This is a genomic window from Rathayibacter sp. AY2B3, from assembly GCF_002931755.1.
Classification (GTDB): Bacteria; Actinomycetota; Actinomycetes; order Actinomycetales; family Microbacteriaceae; genus Rathayibacter.
The window spans coordinates 12,914-29,964 of sequence record NZ_PSUG01000046.1; the positions used below are offsets into that span (position 1 = coordinate 12,914).

Consider the following 17,051-nt stretch of genomic DNA (forward strand, 5'->3'; position numbering starts at 1 on the left):
GCATGCATGACGACAGCACCCGCATCGAAGCCCGCATCGCCCGCGTCCGCGCCGAGAGCCTCCGGCCGGCGATCCACCGGGCGGTCGAGCCGCTCGGGATCGAGTCGTGGACCGCTCCGGGCGAGCCGGTCCCCTTCGACCAGGCGCGGGGCGCGTCCTACGCGCCCGCCCGCATCGGGGAGCCGTGGGGCGCCCCGTGGGGCACCGTCTGGTTCCACGTGCGCGGCGAGATCCCCGCCTCGTGGGTCGGCGTCGAGGGCTGCGAGCCCGAGCTCGTCGTCGACCTCGGCTACACCGGCGCCCAGTCCGGCTTCGAGGCGGAGGGGCTCGTCTTCACCACGACCGGCACGGTCGTGAAGGCGGTCGAGCCGTTCAACCAGTCGGTCCCGCTCGACCGGCTGCCCGGCCGCGAGGCGGGTGACCGCACGGTCGAGCTCTACATCGAGGCCGCCGCCAACCCGAACATCACCGGAGACTGGTCCTTCACCCCCACGGCGCTCGGCGGCCGCCCCGCCGACGGCGCCCTGCCGTCCGACCCGCTCTACCGCCTCCGCCGCCTCGAGCTCGGTCTGCTCGACCGGGAGGTCTGGGAGCTGGAGCAGGACATGGCCGTGCTCGTCGGGCTGATCGGGCAGCTGTCCGAGTCCTCCCAGCGCCGCGCCGAGATCGTGCGCGCCCTCGACCGCGCCGTCGACGTCCTCGATCCGGACGACGTCTCCGGCACCGCCGCCGCCGGCCGGGAGGCGCTGCGGACGGTCCTCGAGCGCCCCGCCTCGGCCAGCGCGCACCACCTGCACGCCGTCGGCCACGCCCACATCGACTCCGCCTGGCTCTGGCCCGCCCGCGAGACCGCCCGCAAGGTGGCCCGCACGTTCTCGAACGTCTGCGACCTGATCGAGCGCGAGGAGGGCTTCGTCTTCGCCGCCTCCTCCGCGCAGCAGTACGCGTGGCTGAAGCGCGACCACCCGGAGCTGTTCGAGCGCGTCCGCGGCCATGTGCTCGCGGGCCGCTTCGTGCCGGTCGGCGGGATGTGGGTCGAGTCGGACACGAACATGCCCGGCGGCGAGGCGCTCGTGCGCCAGCTGCTCGAGGGCAAGCGCTTCTTCCTCGACGAGTTCGGGATCGACACGGAGGAGGTCTGGCTCCCGGACTCCTTCGGCTACTCCGCCGCGCTGCCGCAGATCATCGCCGGGGCGGGCGGGCGCTGGTTCCTCACGCAGAAGATCTCGTGGAACGAGACCAACACGATGCCCCACCACACCTTCTGGTGGGAGGGCATCGACGGCACCCGCGTGTTCACGCACTTCCCGCCCGTCGACCTCTACAACTCCGACCTCTCCGGCGAGGACCTCGCCCGCGCCGAGCGCCAGTACGCCGAGAAGGGCAGCGGCACCATGTCGCTCGTGCCCTTCGGCTACGGCGACGGCGGAGGAGGCCCCAACCGCGAGATGATCGCGGCCGCCCGCCGCACGCGCAGCCTCGAGGGCTCGCCGACCGTCGAGCTCTCCACGCCCCGCCGCTTCTTCGAGGAGGCGCAGGCCGAGTACCCGGACGCGCCCACCTGGTCGGGCGAGCTCTACCTCGAGTTCCACCGCGGCACCTACACGTCGCAGGCGCGCACCAAGCAGGGCAACCGGCGCAGCGAGCACCTGCTCCGCGAGATCGAGCTGTGGGCGACCACGGCCCTCGTCCGCGCCGGTGTGCCGTACCCGGCCGACGAGTTGCGCGAGATGTGGCGGACGGTCCTCCTGCAGCAGTTCCACGACATCCTGCCCGGCACCTCCATCGCCTGGGTGCACCGCGAGGCGGAGGAGAACTACGCCCGCATCGCGCAGCGGATCGAGGAGATGATCGCCGAGGCCGTCCGGGCTGTCGCCGGCGAGGGCTCCGCGGAGCTGCTGGTGAACTCCTCCCCCTTCGCCGTCGGGGGCGCGCCCGCGCTCGGTGCGGCCGCGGCCGACCCGGCCGAGGAGCACTCGGCTCCGACGCTCCGCTCCGACGGCGACGCCCACGTCCTCGACAACGGGCTCGTCCGCGTGCGGATCGGCGCCTCCGGGCTCCTCGAGTCGGTCGTGGACCTGGCGAGCGGCCGGGAGGTCGTGCCCGCCGGCGACGCCGCGGGGCTCCTCCAGCTCCACCGCGACACCCCGAACAAGTGGGACGCCTGGGACCTCGACGACAACTACCGCCGCACGGTGGAGGACCTCGTCGGCGTCGACTCGGTCCGCGCCGACACCGTGGCCGACCCGCTCGGCCGCGAGGTCCCGGCGGTCGTGATCACCCGCTCGTTCGGCGGCTCCACGGTCGTGCAGACGGTCTCGCTGCAGATCGGCCGGGCCGCCGTCGACCTCGACCTCGACATCGACTGGCACGAGCGCCGGAAGCTGCTCAAGCTCGCCTTCCCGCTCGACCTGCTCTCGGATCGGGCGACGTCCGAGATCCAGTTCGGCCACGTGCACCGCCCGACCCACGTGAACACGACGTGGGATGCCGCCCGCTTCGAGACCGTCGCGCACCGCTGGGTGCACGTCGGCGAGCCGGGCTTCGGCGTCGCGGTCGTCAACGACTCCACCTACGGGCACGACATCACCCGCGACCGCGCCGCGGCCGGCACCCCGACGACCACGGTCCGGCTCTCGCTCCTGCGCGCGCCGCTGTTCCCCGACCCGGACGCCGACCAGGGCCGCCACCGCCTCGCCGTCTCGCTCGTGGTCGGCGCAGAGCTGCCCGACGCCGTCGAGGCCGGATACGCGCTGAACACCCCGGTCCGCAGGCTCACCGGCGCCTCGCCCGTCGCTCCCCTGGTGTCGATCGACGACCCCTCGGTGATCGTCGAGGCCGTGAAGGCGGCGGACGACGGGAGCGGTGATGTGATCGTGCGGCTCTATGAGTCGCTCGGCCGCCGCGCCACGGCGACTCTCCGCGCCGCCTTCGCCGTCCGGGCGGTCACCCGCACCGACCTGATGGAGCGCCCGACCGAGCAGGTCCGCATCGAGAGCTCCGTCGAGGCGGAGTCGGCCGGCGTGCGGCTCGAGCTGCGCCCGTTCGAGATCGCGACGGTGCGCCTGGCGCGCTGAGCGCGGGAGACGCAGGGGCGGGAGCAGGCCGGGCGGCTTGCTCCTGCCCCTGCGTCATGTGGTCTGCTCGATGCACACCGTCCCGATCGGAGAGGTCCCTCATGCAGCCGTTCCCCGCCCCGCCCCGCCAGGTGCAGATCGGCGACGCGGCCGCGTTCGCCGCCGTCACTCCGCGGGCGATCCGCCACTACCACCGGCTCGGCCTGCTCCCCGAGCGCGAGCGGGGCGGCGACGGCCGTCGACGGTACGGCTACGACGACATCATCCGGCTGCTCTGGATCCGCCGCCTGGCCGACGCCGGGGTCGCACTCGAGGACATCCGGGACGCCTTCGCCGTCGCAGCCCCGGCCGGCGCCGAGAGCAGCGCCGACCGCGAGGACGAGGTCGCGGGTGTCCTCGCGCGGCTGGACGACGCGCTCGCCGCGCAGGAGGAGGATCTGCAGCGGAAGCGGGCCTCAGTGCGGCGCATGCTGACCCTCGGCGGCCGGCTGGGGCTGCTCGACGACATCGTCTCGCGCCGCCTCGAGGGCGCGCCCGAGGGCTCGCTCCGCCAGGCCGACCTCGACACCCTGCTGGTCACCGAGCGGATGTTCGGCCCGCTGGGCGCCGTCTCCCAGGCCGGCCGCTTCGTCGTCCTGGCCGCCGATCCGGCGCTGCGGGCGGAGGCCGACCGCGTCGACGCCGCCGAGGAGGCACTCGACGACACGGTCGCCGTGGACGACCCCCGCGTGGAGCTGGTGGCGCGGGAGCGGTACGCCTTCGAGACCCGGCTGATGCGCGTCGTCGAGGAGTCCGGTCAGTTCGAGGAGGACGAGGCGGTCTTCGACGCGTGGGACGAGGCGCACCCGCCCGAGGACCCCGCGCCGGCCCCCGATCCCGCGCAGGGCTCGCGCGCCAGGAGCGCCGGCGAGATCATCCGGAGCCTGCCCTACGACGTCTCGCCGGCCCGCCTGCGCGCGATGGAGCTGGCGATGCGGCTGGGGATGGAGGAGGCGCCGGCGCCCTGAGACGCGGGGTCACGCCCGACCGGTCACCCCAGTGCCTCGCGCAGCACCTCCAGTGCCCGCTCCCGGTCGCCGGTCCCGCCGCCCTCGTGACCGCTGTACGGCCAGACGTCGATCGACATCTCGCCGCCCGAGACGTTGTGGGCGGCGAAGACCGTCGAGGGCGGGCAGATCGGGTCCATCAGGCCGACCGAGCGGTGCACCCGGCAGCGCAGCCGCTGCGAGAAGTGGACGCCGTCGACGTAGGAGAGGGTCCGCTCGACGGCGGCGAGGTCCTCGGGGCGGGTCGCCAGATAACGCGCGATCTCCACGTACGGCGCCTCGTTCGTGATGGTCGTGGCACGCAGGACGTCGGAGAGGAACGGCACCAGGGCGATCGCCGCGCGGACCCGGGGTCGCAGCGCCGCCGCCGCGGTCGCGAGCGCTCCGCCCTGGCTGCCGCCGAAGACCGCCACGCGATCCGGGTCCAGCCCGGGGAGCGCCTCCACGGCGTCGACGGCGAGCGCCGCGTCCGCGATCAGGCGCCGGTAGTAGTACGTCTCGGGCGACTCGATGCCGCGGGTGGTGACCCCGGGGTACGCGGGTCCGCTGCCGTGGGGGTCGGGAGTGGCTCCGGAGCGGGCGAGGCGGCCGGCTCCCTGGCCGCGCGCGTCGACGACCAGGTGCGCGAACCCGGCGGCGGCGACCCAGAGGTGCTCGATCGGCCGGCCCCGTCCACTCCCGTAGCCGGGGTACTCGATCACCACGGGGAGCGGAGCGCCCGGGTCGACCGCGGGGGTCACGAGCCAGGCGGCGATCGGCTCGCCCGCGAAGCCGGGGAACCGCACGTCCCGGACGCGGACCAGCGGGAGGCCCGCGTCCACCGGAGCGGCGCTGACGGCGGGGCCGCCCTCCCGCCCGAGCGCGAGGGTGGCCCGCCAGAAGGCGTCGAAGTCCTCGGGCTCCGCGACCTCCGCCTGGAACTCGCGGAGAGCGGCGAGGGGGCGATCCGTGAACACCGGGTCAGCCTTTCAGACCGGAGTGCGCGAGCCCTTCCACGAACTGCCGCTGAGCGAGGAGGAACACGGCCAGCACGGGCACGACCGTCATCGTCGCCGCGGCGAGCTGGACGTCCCACATCTCCCCGCCGTAGGCGTCGGTGAAGCGGGTGAGCGCCTGGGGCAGGGTGAAGAGCTCGGGCGAGGTCAGGTAGACCGTCGGCTCGAGGTACATGTTCCAGGACCCGAGGAAGGTCAGGATGGCGACGGCCGACAGCGCGGGCTTGGACAGCGGCAGGAAGATGCGCCGCCAGATCCCGAAGCGGCCGAGGCCGTCCAGCCGCGCGGCCTCCTCCAGCTCGCCGGGCATCGCGATGAAGTACTGCCGCATGATGAACGTGCCCAGCACCGCCGGCGCTCCGACCATCGGCACCAGCAGCAGCGGCACGTGGGTGTCGATGAAGCCGAGCTGCCGGAAGATCTGGAACAGCGGGATGATCGTCACCTCCGTCGGCACCAGCAGGCCGGTGAGGACGACGAGGAACACCGCATTGCGTCCCGGGAACGGGATCCGCGCGAAGGCGTAGCCGGCCAGGCTCGACACCAGCAGCGTCACCACGGTGACCGTGACCGCGATGTAGAGGCTGTTCCAGTACTGGAGCGCGAACGGCTGGAACCTGAACGCCTCGGCGTAGCCCGCCAGGCTCGGCGAGTCCGGCAGCAGGGTCGGCGGGTTGGAGAAGATCTCGTTCACCGGCTTGAACGACGAGGCGATCATCCAGAACGTCGGCACCGCGAACGGCAGCACGAGCAGGATCAGGGTCACGACGAGCAGAGCGGTCATGAGCGGGCTGCGGCCGCGGCGGCGCTTGACCGGCGGCTCCGGGACGGCTTCGAGGCGTGGCGTGAGCGGGGTCCCCTGCTCGACGACGGCGTCAGTTCTCATAGAAGACCCATTTCTTGCGCAGCTGCCACTGCACGACCGTGAGGATCAGGACGAAGAGGAGCAGCATCAGCGAGAGCGTCGCGCCGTAGCCGATGTCGCTGAACTCGAAGGCCTGTTGGAACACGTAGTAGACGAGCACTGTCGTCGACAGCTCGGGCCCGCCCTCGGTCAGGACGGCGACCTGCGCGAACGCCTGCAGCGAGCCGACGATCGTGAGGATGGCGGTGAGGAGCAGCGTGGGCGAGATGAGCGGGAGCGTGATCCGGAAGAAGATCGCGCGGGGGCTCGCGCCGTCGAGGCGGGCCGCCTCGTAGAGGTCGCCCGGCACTCCCTGCAGCGCGGCGAGGAAGAGCACCATGTTGACGCCGACGCTGCGGATGACCTGCGTGACGATGACGCTCGCCATCGCGGTGGGCCCCTCCTGGAGCCAGTTCGGCCCGTCGAGGCCGACCAGCGAGAGCAGGCCGTTGATCGCGCCGTTGTCCTGGAGGAGGAAGCCCCAGACGAGGGTCCAGGCGACCACCGAGATGACGACGGGCGAGAAGAAGAGCGTGCGGAACAGGGCGCCGCCCGGGATCCTCCGGTTGAGCAGCACGGCCAGGCCCAGCCCGAGGGCGAGGTTCAGGATCACCACTCCCCCGGAGAAGACCGCGGTCGTGCCGAGGACCGCGCCGATGCTCGGGTCGTTGATCGCCCGCTCGTAGTTCTCGCCGCCCACGAAGGTCATGGAGCCGGTGAAGACGTTCCACTCGTTGAGGCTGAACCAGACCGCGAGCCCGACGGGCAGCAGCACGAACACGATCACACCGAGCAGCTGGGGCGCGATGAAGAGCCAGCCGGCGAGCGCGTCGCGGCGCCGGAGGTTCCAGTAGGCGCCGGTGGGAGCGGATCGGCGGCTGTCCGTCGAGGTCGCGGTCACGGGATCACTTCCCCTGGAGGACGGGCGCGATGGCGTCGCAGACGCCTCCGAGCACCTCGGCGACGTCAGCGTCGGCCGACCACATGCGGTCCAGCGCCGTCTTGCCGACCGAGGTGATCTCGGCGGGGCTCGTCACCGGAGGGGTGGCGGACACGTCGGCCAGCTCGTCGACCACGACGCGGTCGAGCTGCTCGGCGCTGAGCTTCGTGTTGACCTTGGCCAGCTCCTCGCCGGACAGCAGCGATTCGCGGGGCGGCGGGAAGAACTGCGCGAGCTTGGCGGAGTTCTCCGGATTGGTCATGAACGAGAGGAAGCCGGTCGCCTCCTCCACGTGGTCGCCGCCCGCGAGCGCGGCCATGCCTGCCTGGCCGATGTTGCCGTACTCGCCGGCGGGGCCGACGGGCAGCGGGTAGATCTCGAACGGGAACGAGCCGTCGAGCAGGCTCGCGCGCGAGACCTGCGCGGTCGTGAACGCGGCGTCGCCGGCGAAGAAGTCCGCCGTCACGCCGGGCCCGGGGGTCGCGCCGCTGACGTAGACCGAGTCGTGGAAGAACTGGAACGCCTCCACCATCTCGGGCGAGTCCATCGTGCACTGGGTCCCGTCATCGCTCCACGGCTGGGCTCCCCAGCCCGCCCAGAGGTTCGCGAGGCTCAGCCAGCCCGAGAAGTCGAAGTCGCGGATGATGTAGCCGGCCTTGCCGGTCGACTCGTTGACGGCCGCGCCGATGCGGTCGACGTCCTCCCAGCTGAGGGTCGCGGGGTCGACGGTCTGCCCGGCCTGCGCGATGAGGTCCTGGTTCACGTACAGCGCGAACGGCGAGTTCGAGAACGGGTACGCGTAGAGCTCGCCGTCCTGGCTGAACGACTGCGCCACGCTGGGCAGGATGTCGTCGTACTCGTAGCCCTCGGTCCCCTCGAAGGTCTCGGTCAGCGGAGCGAGCGCTCCGGCGTCGATCAGGTCCTTCGCGATGTCGCCCACCCAGGCGAGGTCGGGGGCGTTGCCGCCCGCGGCCTGCGTGGTCAGCGTCGAGTTGTAGTCCGCGAACGGGAGGGACTCGAAGGTCACGGACTCGATCTCGGGGTGGTCGGCGATGTACTCGTCGGCCATCGAGTCGAACAGGGCGAGCTGCTTCTCGTCGGAGGTCCAGACGGACATCCTCAGAGCGACGGGTGCTGAGTCGTCCCCGCCGCCGGCGGCGCCGCAGCCCGAGAGGGCGGCGATCACTCCGACTGCGGCGAGCGAGGCCATCAGCTTCTTCGCTGGTCTCATCGTCTCTCTTTCTCCAATGGTCTTCTCGGTGTTCCCGGTCAGTACCCGACGACGTCGGGCCAGTGGGTCTCTACGCCGCGCGACTCGAGCCTCGCCTGCAGGCGGGCGACGAGGGCGGGGTCGGCGGCGATCTCGTGGGGCGACAGGTCCTCGGCGAGGGCGAGGGCCGCCAGCTCGCCGACGGCCTCGCCGATGTTCCACTCCACGGGGTGGAGGCGGTACGCGCCGTTGGTGATGTGCGTCGTCCCGATGTTCTTGCCCCCGGGCAGCAGGTTCGTCGGGGTGCGCGGGACGAGGGCGCCGAGCGGGATCTCGAACGGCGAGCACTCCACGTCGAGGTAGTTGTCGCCCCCGGTGGTCGGGTGCAGGTCGATCCGGTACATTCCCACGCCCACGGAGTCGTCGAAGCGCGCGGGGCTCCCCGTCCCGCGGGCGGCGACGGAGACGTCCTGCTCGCGCACCGTGGTGAGCGCGCGGATCCGGCGGGACTCGCGGATGTAGGGGGCCTGCGCGAGGCCGTCGGCGGTGCCCATCACGTCGCCGCGGAGCCGGAGACCGGGCCAGCCGCGGCCGCCGTCGGGACGGGGCGCCTCGGTCTGGAGCCAGTAGAAGTACGACAGCGAGAGCGCGCGGGCGCCGGCGAGGTGCTTCTCCGGCTCCGGCACGTCGAGGATCGAGCTGTCGAGGTAGTCGAGCATCGGCCAGTTCGCGAGCACGATGTCGCTGTCGAGCGCGCCCGGCCGGAGGGTCTCGGTCGCGAGGATGCGGCGGAACATCCAGAGGTCGGTGTCCCCGCCCTGCGCGCGCTGGTCCGCGGTGCGGGTGTCGCCCACGGCGTTCACGTGCATCGTGCGGGTCTCGGGGCGCAGCGTCCTCGGGTTGGGCGCGGTGAAGGACAGCAGCTTCCCGCCCCAGAAGGGCACCTCGTACTCGTGCCAGTAGTCGTAGTCGGCCGGGCGCTCGATGGTGTGGTCGCCGTCCGCGCTGTCGAAGCCGAAGCACCAGGTGACGGCCTGCACGTTCATCGGGTCGGCGACGGCGGGAGCGCTGGGCTCGCCGTGCTCGTCGCGCGACTCGGAGCCCGTGACGTAGTCGACCTCCGCGAGCGGGAGCAGCTCCCCCGTCTCGGTCGCGTCGACCACGTACCGCCCGGAGACGGCGAGCTCCTCGCCCGAGACCGCGTCGCGCAGCAGGACGCGCTCGATCCTGCCCGGGCCGCCGTCGACGGCGAAGGGGACGACGCCGGTGACGACGCGGATCGCTCCGCTCGAGCGATAGGGGGCGAGCATCTCGTCGAGCACGGCGACGGCGACGCGGGGCTCGGCGCAGAGCCGGCTCACGAGTCCGCGGCCGGGATTCAGGCGCTCGTCGCGCATCGCCTCGGCGGTGAGGGGGTAGTTGCGGCGGTAGTAGCCGCGGATGCCGTCGCGGAGGCGCCGGTAGTCGGCGGTGACTCCGAACTGCTCGACCCAGGTGTGCTCGTCCGGCGGGACGCCCTGCGAGGTGAGCTGGCCGCCCAGCCACGGGTACTGCTCGGTCAGCACGACCGAGAGGCCGTTGCGGGCGAGGGCGATCGCCGCCGCCACTCCTCCGAGACCGCCGCCGATCACGGCGACATCTGCTTGCATCGGGGTCACGCGTCCGCCTCGTCCTCGTCGACAGTCTGGATCATCGGCCCGTTACCCATGGGTAATACGTATTGCCGATTGGTTAGACCGTAACGCACGAGTGTCCGGTTGGCAACGGTCTCCGCCGTTCCGAGCGACGCCGCGGCGACCCGCGGGCGTCCTCAGCCGGGAGTGGGCCGGATGTCAGGGCTCGGTGGCATGCTCGACCCCGAGCGCGGCCGGCGGGCGGCGGCGCGGAGCGGAGCAGCATGATCGGGTTGGATCTCACCGGGCGCACGGCCCTCGTCACGGGGTCGGGGCAGGGCATCGGGCTGGCCATCGCGACGACGCTCGCGGAGGCGGGCGCCGAGGTGATCGTGAACGCCCGCTCCGAGCGGTCGATCCGCCGGGCGATCGAGGCCGTCAGCGTGGCGGTGCCGGAGGCGCGGGTGCGCGGAGTCGCGGCCGACGTGTCGACGGAGAAGGGCACGGCCTCCCTCCTGCGCGCGGCCGCCGAGGTGGACGTGCTCGTCAACAACCTCGGGATCTTCGGGTCCGCCGATGCGCTCTCCATCGACGACGACGAGTGGCGCCGCTACTTCGAGGTCAACGTGCTCACCGGCGTGCGCCTCACCCGCGCCTACCTCCCCGGGATGATGGAGCGCGCGTGGGGCCGCGTCCTCTACATCGGCAGCGACTCCGCCGTCGTCACGCCCGCCGAGATGATCCACTACGGAGTGTCGAAGACGGCGCTGCTGGGCGTCTCGCGCGGCTTCGCCAAGGCGGCCGCCGGCACCGGGGTGACGGTGAACAGCGTGCTCGCCGGGCCGACCCACACGGGCGGCGTCGAGGACTTCGTCTACGAGCTGGTCGACCGCGAGCTACCGTGGGAGGAGGCGCAGCGCGAGTTCATGCGCCTGCACCGGCCGCAGTCGCTGCTGAAGCGCCTCATCGAGCCGGAGGAGATCGCCCACATGGTGGCGTACCTCGCCTCCCCGCTCGCCTCGGCCACCACGGGCGCCGCCGTGCGCGTCGACGGCGGCTACATCGACTCGATCGTGCCGTAGCGCCCGCTGCCGGTGCGTCTCCCGGCGTCGGCCGTCAGCGCGGAGGGGCGACCGAGCCGCCGGGGCGCCACGGGCCGCCGATGCGCTCCTGGAGGAGCGGCGCGGCGGGGTCGGCGAGGCGGGCGAGCAGCGCCTCCACTCCGCGGCGGCCGAGCTCGCGGCCGGGCGCGACGAGCAGGTCGAGCGCGGGGTCGGCCAGGTCGGCGACGTCGGGGTCGGAGGCGAGCAGCACGATCGAGACGTCCTCGGGCACCCGCAGGCCGCGGTGCCGCACCTCGTGCGCGAACCCGACGGCGGCGCCTCCGTTGACGATCACCGCGGCGGTCGCGGAGCCGGGGTCGAACGAGCGGGCGAGCGCGCGGCCGCCGGCGGGCGACTCCTCGCAGCGCAGCAGCACGCCCTCGACGCCGCGGGCGGCGCAGGCGAGCGCGAACGCCTCCTGCGTGCGGGCGTAGGGGCCGAAGTCGGCCGCGGCGTCGCGGTCCGGGCCGAGCACGAGCGCCACCCGGGCGTGCCCGAGACCGGCGAGCCGGCCGAGCGCCTCCTCGACCATCCCCTCGAAGTCGATGTCGACCCAGTCGAGGGCCGACGGGTCGCGGGTGCGGCCGATCAGGGCGAAGGGGGTGCCGGAGTCGCGCAGAATCGGCACGCGCTCGTCCTCGCTGGTGACCTGCATCAGCACGACGCCGTCGATCAGGCCGTCGGCGCGCAGGTCGGCGAGGCGGTCAGATCCGCCGACCGTCGGCCAGAGGACGATCGAGTGGTCCTGCTCCGCCGCGGCCTCGGCCGCTCCGAGCAGGAACGAGGTGGCGGTGTTGAGCGGCCGGCTCGACACGAGCGGATAGACGACCGCGACGATCCCGGAGCGGCGCCGCGCGAGGGCGCGGGCCAGGGCGTGCGGCCGGAAGCCGAGCTCGCGCATCGCCGCCCGCACCCGCTCGCGGGTCTCGGGCGAGACGGGCTTGGTGTCGTTGACCACGAACGACACGGTCGCGATCGAGACCCCCGCGAGGCGCGCGACGTCCCTCATCGTGGCCACCGCGCCTCCTCCGCTCGCGCCGCCCGGCCGTGGTTGACGCGGGGCGGACGTCTCCCGCATCCTAGGAGACGCGGCCGGTAAAGCGGTTAACCCCGTGTCGGGCCGCCCCACTGCCGCACCGTCTCCACCGTCGAAGAAGGAACACCGTGACCACACCCTCCTCCCCCGTCCGCGTCCTCGTCTGGGGCGAGAACCGCCATGAGCAGATCGAGGAGAAGGTCCGCGCGATCTACCCCGACGGCATGCACAGCACGATCGCCGACGGCATCCGCGAGAACCTCGGCGAGCGCGCCACCGTCTCCACCACCACGCTCGACGAGCCCGAGCACGGCCTCACCGAGGACGTCCTCGACGCCACCGACGTGCTGGTCTGGTGGGGCCACATGGCCCACGGCGACGTCTCCGACGAGATCGTCGAGCGCGTCCAGCGCCACGTCCTCTCGGGCATGGGCCTCGTCGTCCTGCACTCCGGCCACTGGTCGAAGATCTTCGGCAAGCTCATGGGCACCACCTGCACGCTGCGCTGGCGCTCGGAGGAGGACCGCGAGCTGGTCTGGACCATCGACCCCACGCACCCCATCGCCCAGGGGATCCCGCACCCCTTCGTGATCCCCCAGCAGGAGATGTACGGCGAGTTCTTCGACGTGCCGGCGCCCGACGAGCTCGTGTTCCTCTCGACCTTCACAGGCGGTGAGGTCTTCCGCTCCGGCATGACCTGGAAGCGCGGCCACGGGCGCATCTTCTTCTTCTCCCCCGGCGACCAGGACTACCCCGTCTACCACCAGGCCGAGGTGCGCCGCGTGATCGCGAACGGCGTCGAGTGGGTGCGCTCCTCGCGCCCCGAGCGCCGCCTCCCGGTGCTGCAGCGCTACGAGACCGAGGACTTCCACAACGGCCAGGACTACGAGGGAGCGCTCGTCCGATGACGGTCCGCCTCGTCCAGGTCGGCGCCGGCGCGATGGGTCGCGCCTGGATCCGCACCATCCGCGACTCCCCGGACGCCGAGCTCGTCGGCCTGGTCGACCTCGACGTCGACCTCGCCACGGCGGCGGCGGAGGAGGAGGGGGTCGGCCCGGTCGCGGTCGGCACCTCCGTCGCCGAGGTCGCCGCGCGCTCCGGCGCCGACGCCGTGGTCAACGTGACCGTGCCGCGGGCCCACCTGCCCGTCAGCTCGGAGGCGCTGTTCGCCGGGCTGCCCGTGCTCTCGGAGAAGCCGATCGCGCCGACCATCGCCGAGGCGCTGGTGCTCGCGGCGACGGCCGAGGCCTCCGGCCGACTCCTGATGACCAGCCAGTCGCGCCGCTACTACGCGGCGATCACCGCCTTCCGCGAGCAGATCGCGGGACTCGGGCAGCTGGGCACCGCCTCCGTGCACTTCGCGAAGGCGCCCCGCTTCGGCGGCTTCCGCGACGAGATGGACCACGTGCTCCTGGTCGACATGGCGATCCACGCCTTCGACGCGGCGCGGTACCTGCTCGACAGCGACCCGGTCGCGGTCTACTGCGAGGAGTACAACCCGGGCTGGAGCTGGTACGCCGACGGAGCAGCGGCGAGCGCCGTGTTCGAGTTCGCCGGCGGAGTGCGCTTCAGCTACACCGGCAGCTGGTGCGCCGACGGCCTCGAGACCTCGTGGAACGGCGACTGGCGCGTGAACGGAGCCGGCGGCACCGCGCACTGGGACGGCGACGGCGCCCCGGAGTGGCAGTCGCGCGAGTCGGAGGCGGTGCGGACCGCCACGCTCCAGCCGGTGCCCGAGGAGATCGCGGGCTCGCTCGCGGAGTTCGTGCGGGTGCTGGGTTCGGGGGCGGTGCCCTCGGGCGAGGTGCACTCGAACGTGCGGAGCCTCGCGATGGTGGAGGCGGCGGTCCGCTCCTCCGAGACGGGCTCACGGGTGCGGCTCGACGAGGTGCTGGAGGAGGGGTACGCGGAGGCGCTGACGCTCGCTCGCGACGAGCGCGTCCGCGCGGCCCTCGCCTCCTGGGGCTCGGCCGCGGCGGGCCTCGCGCGCTGACGACGCCGCCCGGCGGCGTCGCGGCTCCGCCACCGCGCGTTCGCCGGGCGGACACCTGCGGTCGGCGGAGCGTTCACCGGAGGCGGCCAGCGTGAGCGGGTTCCTTCGAAGCCGCTCAGGAGACCCGTGTCCTCTCGCCGTACCCGCACCCGCACCCGTACCGCCGCCCTCGCCCTCACCGTGACCCTCGCCGGCTGCACCGTCGGAGCCGCGGCCCTGCCCGCCTCCGCCGCGGGCGACTCCTTCTTCACCCGCATCGCCACGGTGCCGGCCTACCTGAACGCGGCCGACCCTGCCGTCGATGCCGCGGTCGCCGAGATCTCGAGCGCGTCGCCCGACGGTCGCCTGGTCTACTCGACGGACTCCGCCGGGCAGCGCATCAACGTCCTCGACATCTCGGACCCCGACTCCCCGGAGCCGCTCGGCGGCGTCGGCGTAGGCGGCGAGCCGACCTCGGTCTACGCGACCGGCGAGTACGTGCTCGCGGTGGTGGACACGAGCGACGGCGACTTCGCGAACCCCTCCGGCCACGTCAGCGTCCTGCACGCCGACGACCTCGCGCCCGTCGCCAGCATCGAGCTCGGCGGCCAGCCCGACTCCATCGACGTGACCACCGACGGCTCGACCGCGGTGATCGCGATCGAGAACCAGCGCGACGAGGACCTCGCCCCCGAGGGCGGCGAGGAGGGCGACCTGCCCCAGGCTCCCGCGGGCGAGCTCGTGGTGATGGACCTCGCGGGCGATCCCGCCGGCTGGGTGCCGGAGCACGTCGACCTGACCGGTCTCGCCGGCCTCGACACCCCGTCCGACCCCGAGCCCGAGTACGTCTCGATCAACCCGGCCGACACCGCGGTCGCCGTGACGCTGCAGGAGAACAACGCCGTCGCGATCGTCGACCTGGCCACGCGCTCCGTCACCGCCTCCTACACCGCGGGCACCGCCTCCGTCAGCGGCATCGACACGCTCGACGACGACTCGATCTCGCTGACCGGCTCGATCACCGACGTCCCGCGCGAGCCCGACGCGATCGGCTGGGTCGGCGACGACCACGTCGCGATCGCGAACGAGGGCGACTGGAAGGGCGGCACGCGCGGCTGGTCGATCCTCGACGCCGCGACCGGGGCCGTGCAGTGGGACGCCGGCAACTCCTTCGACCACCTCGCGGTGCGCCTCGGGCTCTACCCGGACAAGCGCTCCGACGCCAAGGGCTCCGAGCCCGAGGGTCTGCTCTCGGCGACCTTCGACGGCGTGCCCTACGTGTTCGTCGGGGCCGAGCGGGCGAACTTCGTGGCCGTCTACGACGTCTCGGATCCGACCGCCCCGCGCTTCGTGCAGGCGCTGCCGTCGACTCCCGGCCCGGAGGGGCTGCTCGCCCTGCCCGAGCGCGATCTGCTGGTCGTCTCGAGCGAGACCGACGACGCCGAGGCCGCCGTCCGCGCGAGCGTGCAGCTCTACGCGCTCGGCGCCTCCGCCCCCGCGTTCCCGACCGTGCTGTCGGCCGACGTCGACGGATCGCCGCTGCCCTGGGGTGCGCTCTCGGGCCTCTCGACCGACCCGGCCGACTCCGAGCGCCTGTACGCGGTGAGCGACAGCGCGTACGCGCCGAGCACCCTCCACTCCATCGACACCTCCGTCTCGCCGGCGCTGCTCGACACGACGCTCACGGTGACCGAGGGCGGCGAGCCCGCCGCTCTGGACCTGGAGGGGATCGCCGCGCGCGCCGACGGAGGCTTCTGGGCCGTGACGGAGGGCGCGACCGGCGACGGCAACGCGCTCCTGCGACTCGACGCGGACGCCGCGGTGACCGAGCGGATCGTCCTCCCCGCGGAGCTCGCCTCCGCACTGGGCAAGCAGGGCTTCGAGGGAGTGGCCGTCGAGGACGGCGCCGACGGCGAGATCGTCTGGACGGCGCTGCAGCGCGAGGCCTCGATCGACGCCGAGGGCGTGGTCCGGATCGGGCGCTACGACGTCGCCGCCGGGACCTGGAGCTTCTTCGGCTACCCGCTGGAGGCCGTGTCCGGTGCGGACGGCGACTGGAACGGGCTCTCGGAGATCACGCTGACCCCCGCGGGCACGCTCGCGGTGATCGAGCGCGACAAGCTCAACGGGCCGGACGCCGCGCTGAAGGCCGTGTACACGGTGCCGCTGCCGACGGGCGCCGGCGCGGCGGTCGGCGAGACGCTGCCGATGCTCGAGAAGACCCTCGCGGTCGACGTGCTGCCCGCACTGCAGGCCGGGAACGGCTGGACCCAGGAGAAGCTCGAGGGCCTCGGGATCACCGGCTCCGGCGAGGTGTTCGCGGTGACCGACAACGACGGCGTGGACGACGCGAACGGCGAGACGGTGCTCGCCTCGCTCGGCTCCGCGGAGTCCCTGTTCGGGGCGGGGACGGTGCCGACTCCTGCGCCGACGGTGGCGCCGACTGCTGGGCCGACGGTGGCGCCGACCGCGCAGCCCACTGTCGCACCCACGGTCGCACCCACTGCTGAGCCCACTGCTGAGCCCACCGCTCAGCCGACCGCTCAGCCGACTGCTCAGCCCTCGGCCGAGCCGACCCGCACGCCGGCTCCCGCTCCGGCCGGCGCCGTTCCTCCGCGGACCGGCTCGGGACTCGCGAGCACCGGCGTCGAGACGGGCTGGACCGCCGCGGCGGCCCTCGCCCTGCTCGCCGGTGGAGCGCTCGCGCTCGGAGTGACGCGCCGCCGCCGCGACGCGCGCTGACACGCGCTGACGCGTCCCGCCATCGAGGGAACCCCGACCTGTCGAGGGAGCCAGATGCATCTGGTTCCCCCGACGGTCCGGGGTTCCCTCGCCGGTGGCGGGGAACTAGCTTCCGGTGGGGGCGTCCTCGGTGTCGGGAGCGGTGCTCTCGGAGGGCGCCTGCGGGACGCGTCAGCGCGTGTCAGCGCGCGTCGCGGCGGCGGCGCGTCACTCCGAGCGCGAGCGCTCCACCGGCGAGCAGGGCGAGGGCCGCCGCGGCGGTCCAGCCCGTCTCGACGCCGGTGCTCGCGAGTCCCGAGCCGGTCCGCGGAGGAACGGCGCCGGCCGGAGCGGGAGCCGGCGTGCGGGTCGGCTCGGCCGAGGGCTGAGCAGTCGGCTGAGCGGTCGGCTGAGCGGTGGGCTCAGCAGTGGGC

General features: G+C 73.2%; 13 protein-coding genes. 6 read left to right on the plus strand and 7 right to left on the minus strand.

Annotated features, from left to right (window positions below):
- Positions 1-2: 2 nt before the first annotated feature.
- Both C5C24_RS14235 and C5C24_RS14240 read left to right on the plus strand, forming a co-directional pair.
- The gene (locus C5C24_RS14235; protein ID WP_104305282.1) at positions 3-3,077 is read left to right on the plus strand and encodes a glycoside hydrolase family 38 C-terminal domain-containing protein; all 3,075 of its coding nucleotides are present in this window, start codon (positions 3-5) and stop codon (positions 3,075-3,077) included.
- A 101-nt stretch (positions 3,078-3,178) separates the two neighbouring features.
- A complete protein-coding gene (locus C5C24_RS14240) occupies positions 3,179-4,084 on the plus strand; it encodes a MerR family transcriptional regulator (protein ID WP_104305283.1) in 906 nt (301 codons plus the stop codon).
- 23 nt (positions 4,085-4,107) lie between these two features.
- Here the strand turns inward: C5C24_RS14240 and C5C24_RS14245 are convergent, their stop codons facing one another.
- From C5C24_RS14245 to C5C24_RS14265, 5 genes are read right to left on the minus strand one after another with little or no spacing between them, the layout of a single operon-like run.
- Complete coding sequence (locus C5C24_RS14245; protein ID WP_104305284.1) at positions 4,108-5,079, minus strand: acetylxylan esterase; 972 nt, start codon at positions 5,077-5,079, stop codon at positions 4,108-4,110.
- A gap of 4 nt (positions 5,080-5,083) precedes the next feature.
- Positions 5,084-6,004 (minus strand): carbohydrate ABC transporter permease, encoded by a 921-nt coding sequence (locus tag C5C24_RS14250; protein WP_244229554.1) that lies wholly within the window; start codon positions 6,002-6,004, stop codon positions 5,084-5,086.
- Entirely contained in the window at positions 5,994-6,923 is a 930-nt protein-coding gene (locus C5C24_RS14255; RefSeq protein ID WP_104282119.1) for a carbohydrate ABC transporter permease, read from the minus strand. The genes C5C24_RS14250 and C5C24_RS14255 overlap by 11 nt, the downstream gene beginning before the upstream one ends.
- Before the next feature lie 4 nt (positions 6,924-6,927).
- On the minus strand, positions 6,928-8,193 hold the full coding sequence (locus C5C24_RS14260) for a sugar ABC transporter substrate-binding protein (RefSeq protein ID WP_104277533.1): 1,266 nt from the start codon (positions 8,191-8,193) through the stop codon (positions 6,928-6,930).
- A 38-nt stretch (positions 8,194-8,231) separates the two neighbouring features.
- Positions 8,232-9,821 carry an FAD-dependent oxidoreductase gene (locus C5C24_RS14265; protein ID WP_104305287.1) on the minus strand — a complete coding sequence of 530 codons (1,590 nt, stop codon included), beginning with the start codon at positions 9,819-9,821 and terminating at the stop codon, positions 8,232-8,234.
- A gap of 251 nt (positions 9,822-10,072) precedes the next feature.
- Between C5C24_RS14265 and C5C24_RS14270 the strand changes: the two genes are divergently transcribed.
- Positions 10,073-10,867, plus strand: a complete 795-nt coding sequence (locus C5C24_RS14270; RefSeq protein WP_104305288.1) for an SDR family NAD(P)-dependent oxidoreductase — start codon at positions 10,073-10,075, stop codon at positions 10,865-10,867.
- Positions 10,868-10,901: 34 nt separating this feature from the next.
- Here the strand turns inward: C5C24_RS14270 and C5C24_RS14275 are convergent, their stop codons facing one another.
- Complete coding sequence (locus C5C24_RS14275) at positions 10,902-11,897, minus strand: LacI family DNA-binding transcriptional regulator (protein WP_258065274.1); 996 nt, start codon at positions 11,895-11,897, stop codon at positions 10,902-10,904.
- Positions 11,898-12,052: 155 nt separating this feature from the next.
- On the opposite strand from C5C24_RS14275, the gene C5C24_RS14280 reads away from it, so the two are divergent.
- The 3 genes from C5C24_RS14280 (at position 12,053) to C5C24_RS14290 (ending at position 16,638) form a co-directional block, all read left to right on the plus strand.
- Positions 12,053-12,832 (plus strand): ThuA domain-containing protein, encoded by a 780-nt coding sequence (locus tag C5C24_RS14280; protein WP_104277535.1) that lies wholly within the window; start codon positions 12,053-12,055, stop codon positions 12,830-12,832.
- A complete protein-coding gene (locus C5C24_RS14285) occupies positions 12,829-13,917 on the plus strand; it encodes a Gfo/Idh/MocA family protein (RefSeq protein ID WP_104282120.1) in 1,089 nt (362 codons plus the stop codon). The genes C5C24_RS14280 and C5C24_RS14285 overlap by 4 nt, the downstream gene beginning before the upstream one ends.
- Positions 13,918-14,043: 126 nt before the next feature.
- Positions 14,044-16,638 carry an esterase-like activity of phytase family protein gene (locus C5C24_RS14290; protein WP_146082634.1) on the plus strand — a complete coding sequence of 865 codons (2,595 nt, stop codon included), beginning with the start codon at positions 14,044-14,046 and terminating at the stop codon, positions 16,636-16,638.
- 181 nt (positions 16,639-16,819) lie between these two features.
- On the opposite strand, the gene C5C24_RS14295 is transcribed toward C5C24_RS14290, so the two are convergent.
- Positions 16,820-17,051, minus strand: a 232-nt coding sequence (locus C5C24_RS14295) for a PT domain-containing protein (protein ID WP_146082635.1), incomplete at its 5' end; no start/stop codon positions are given.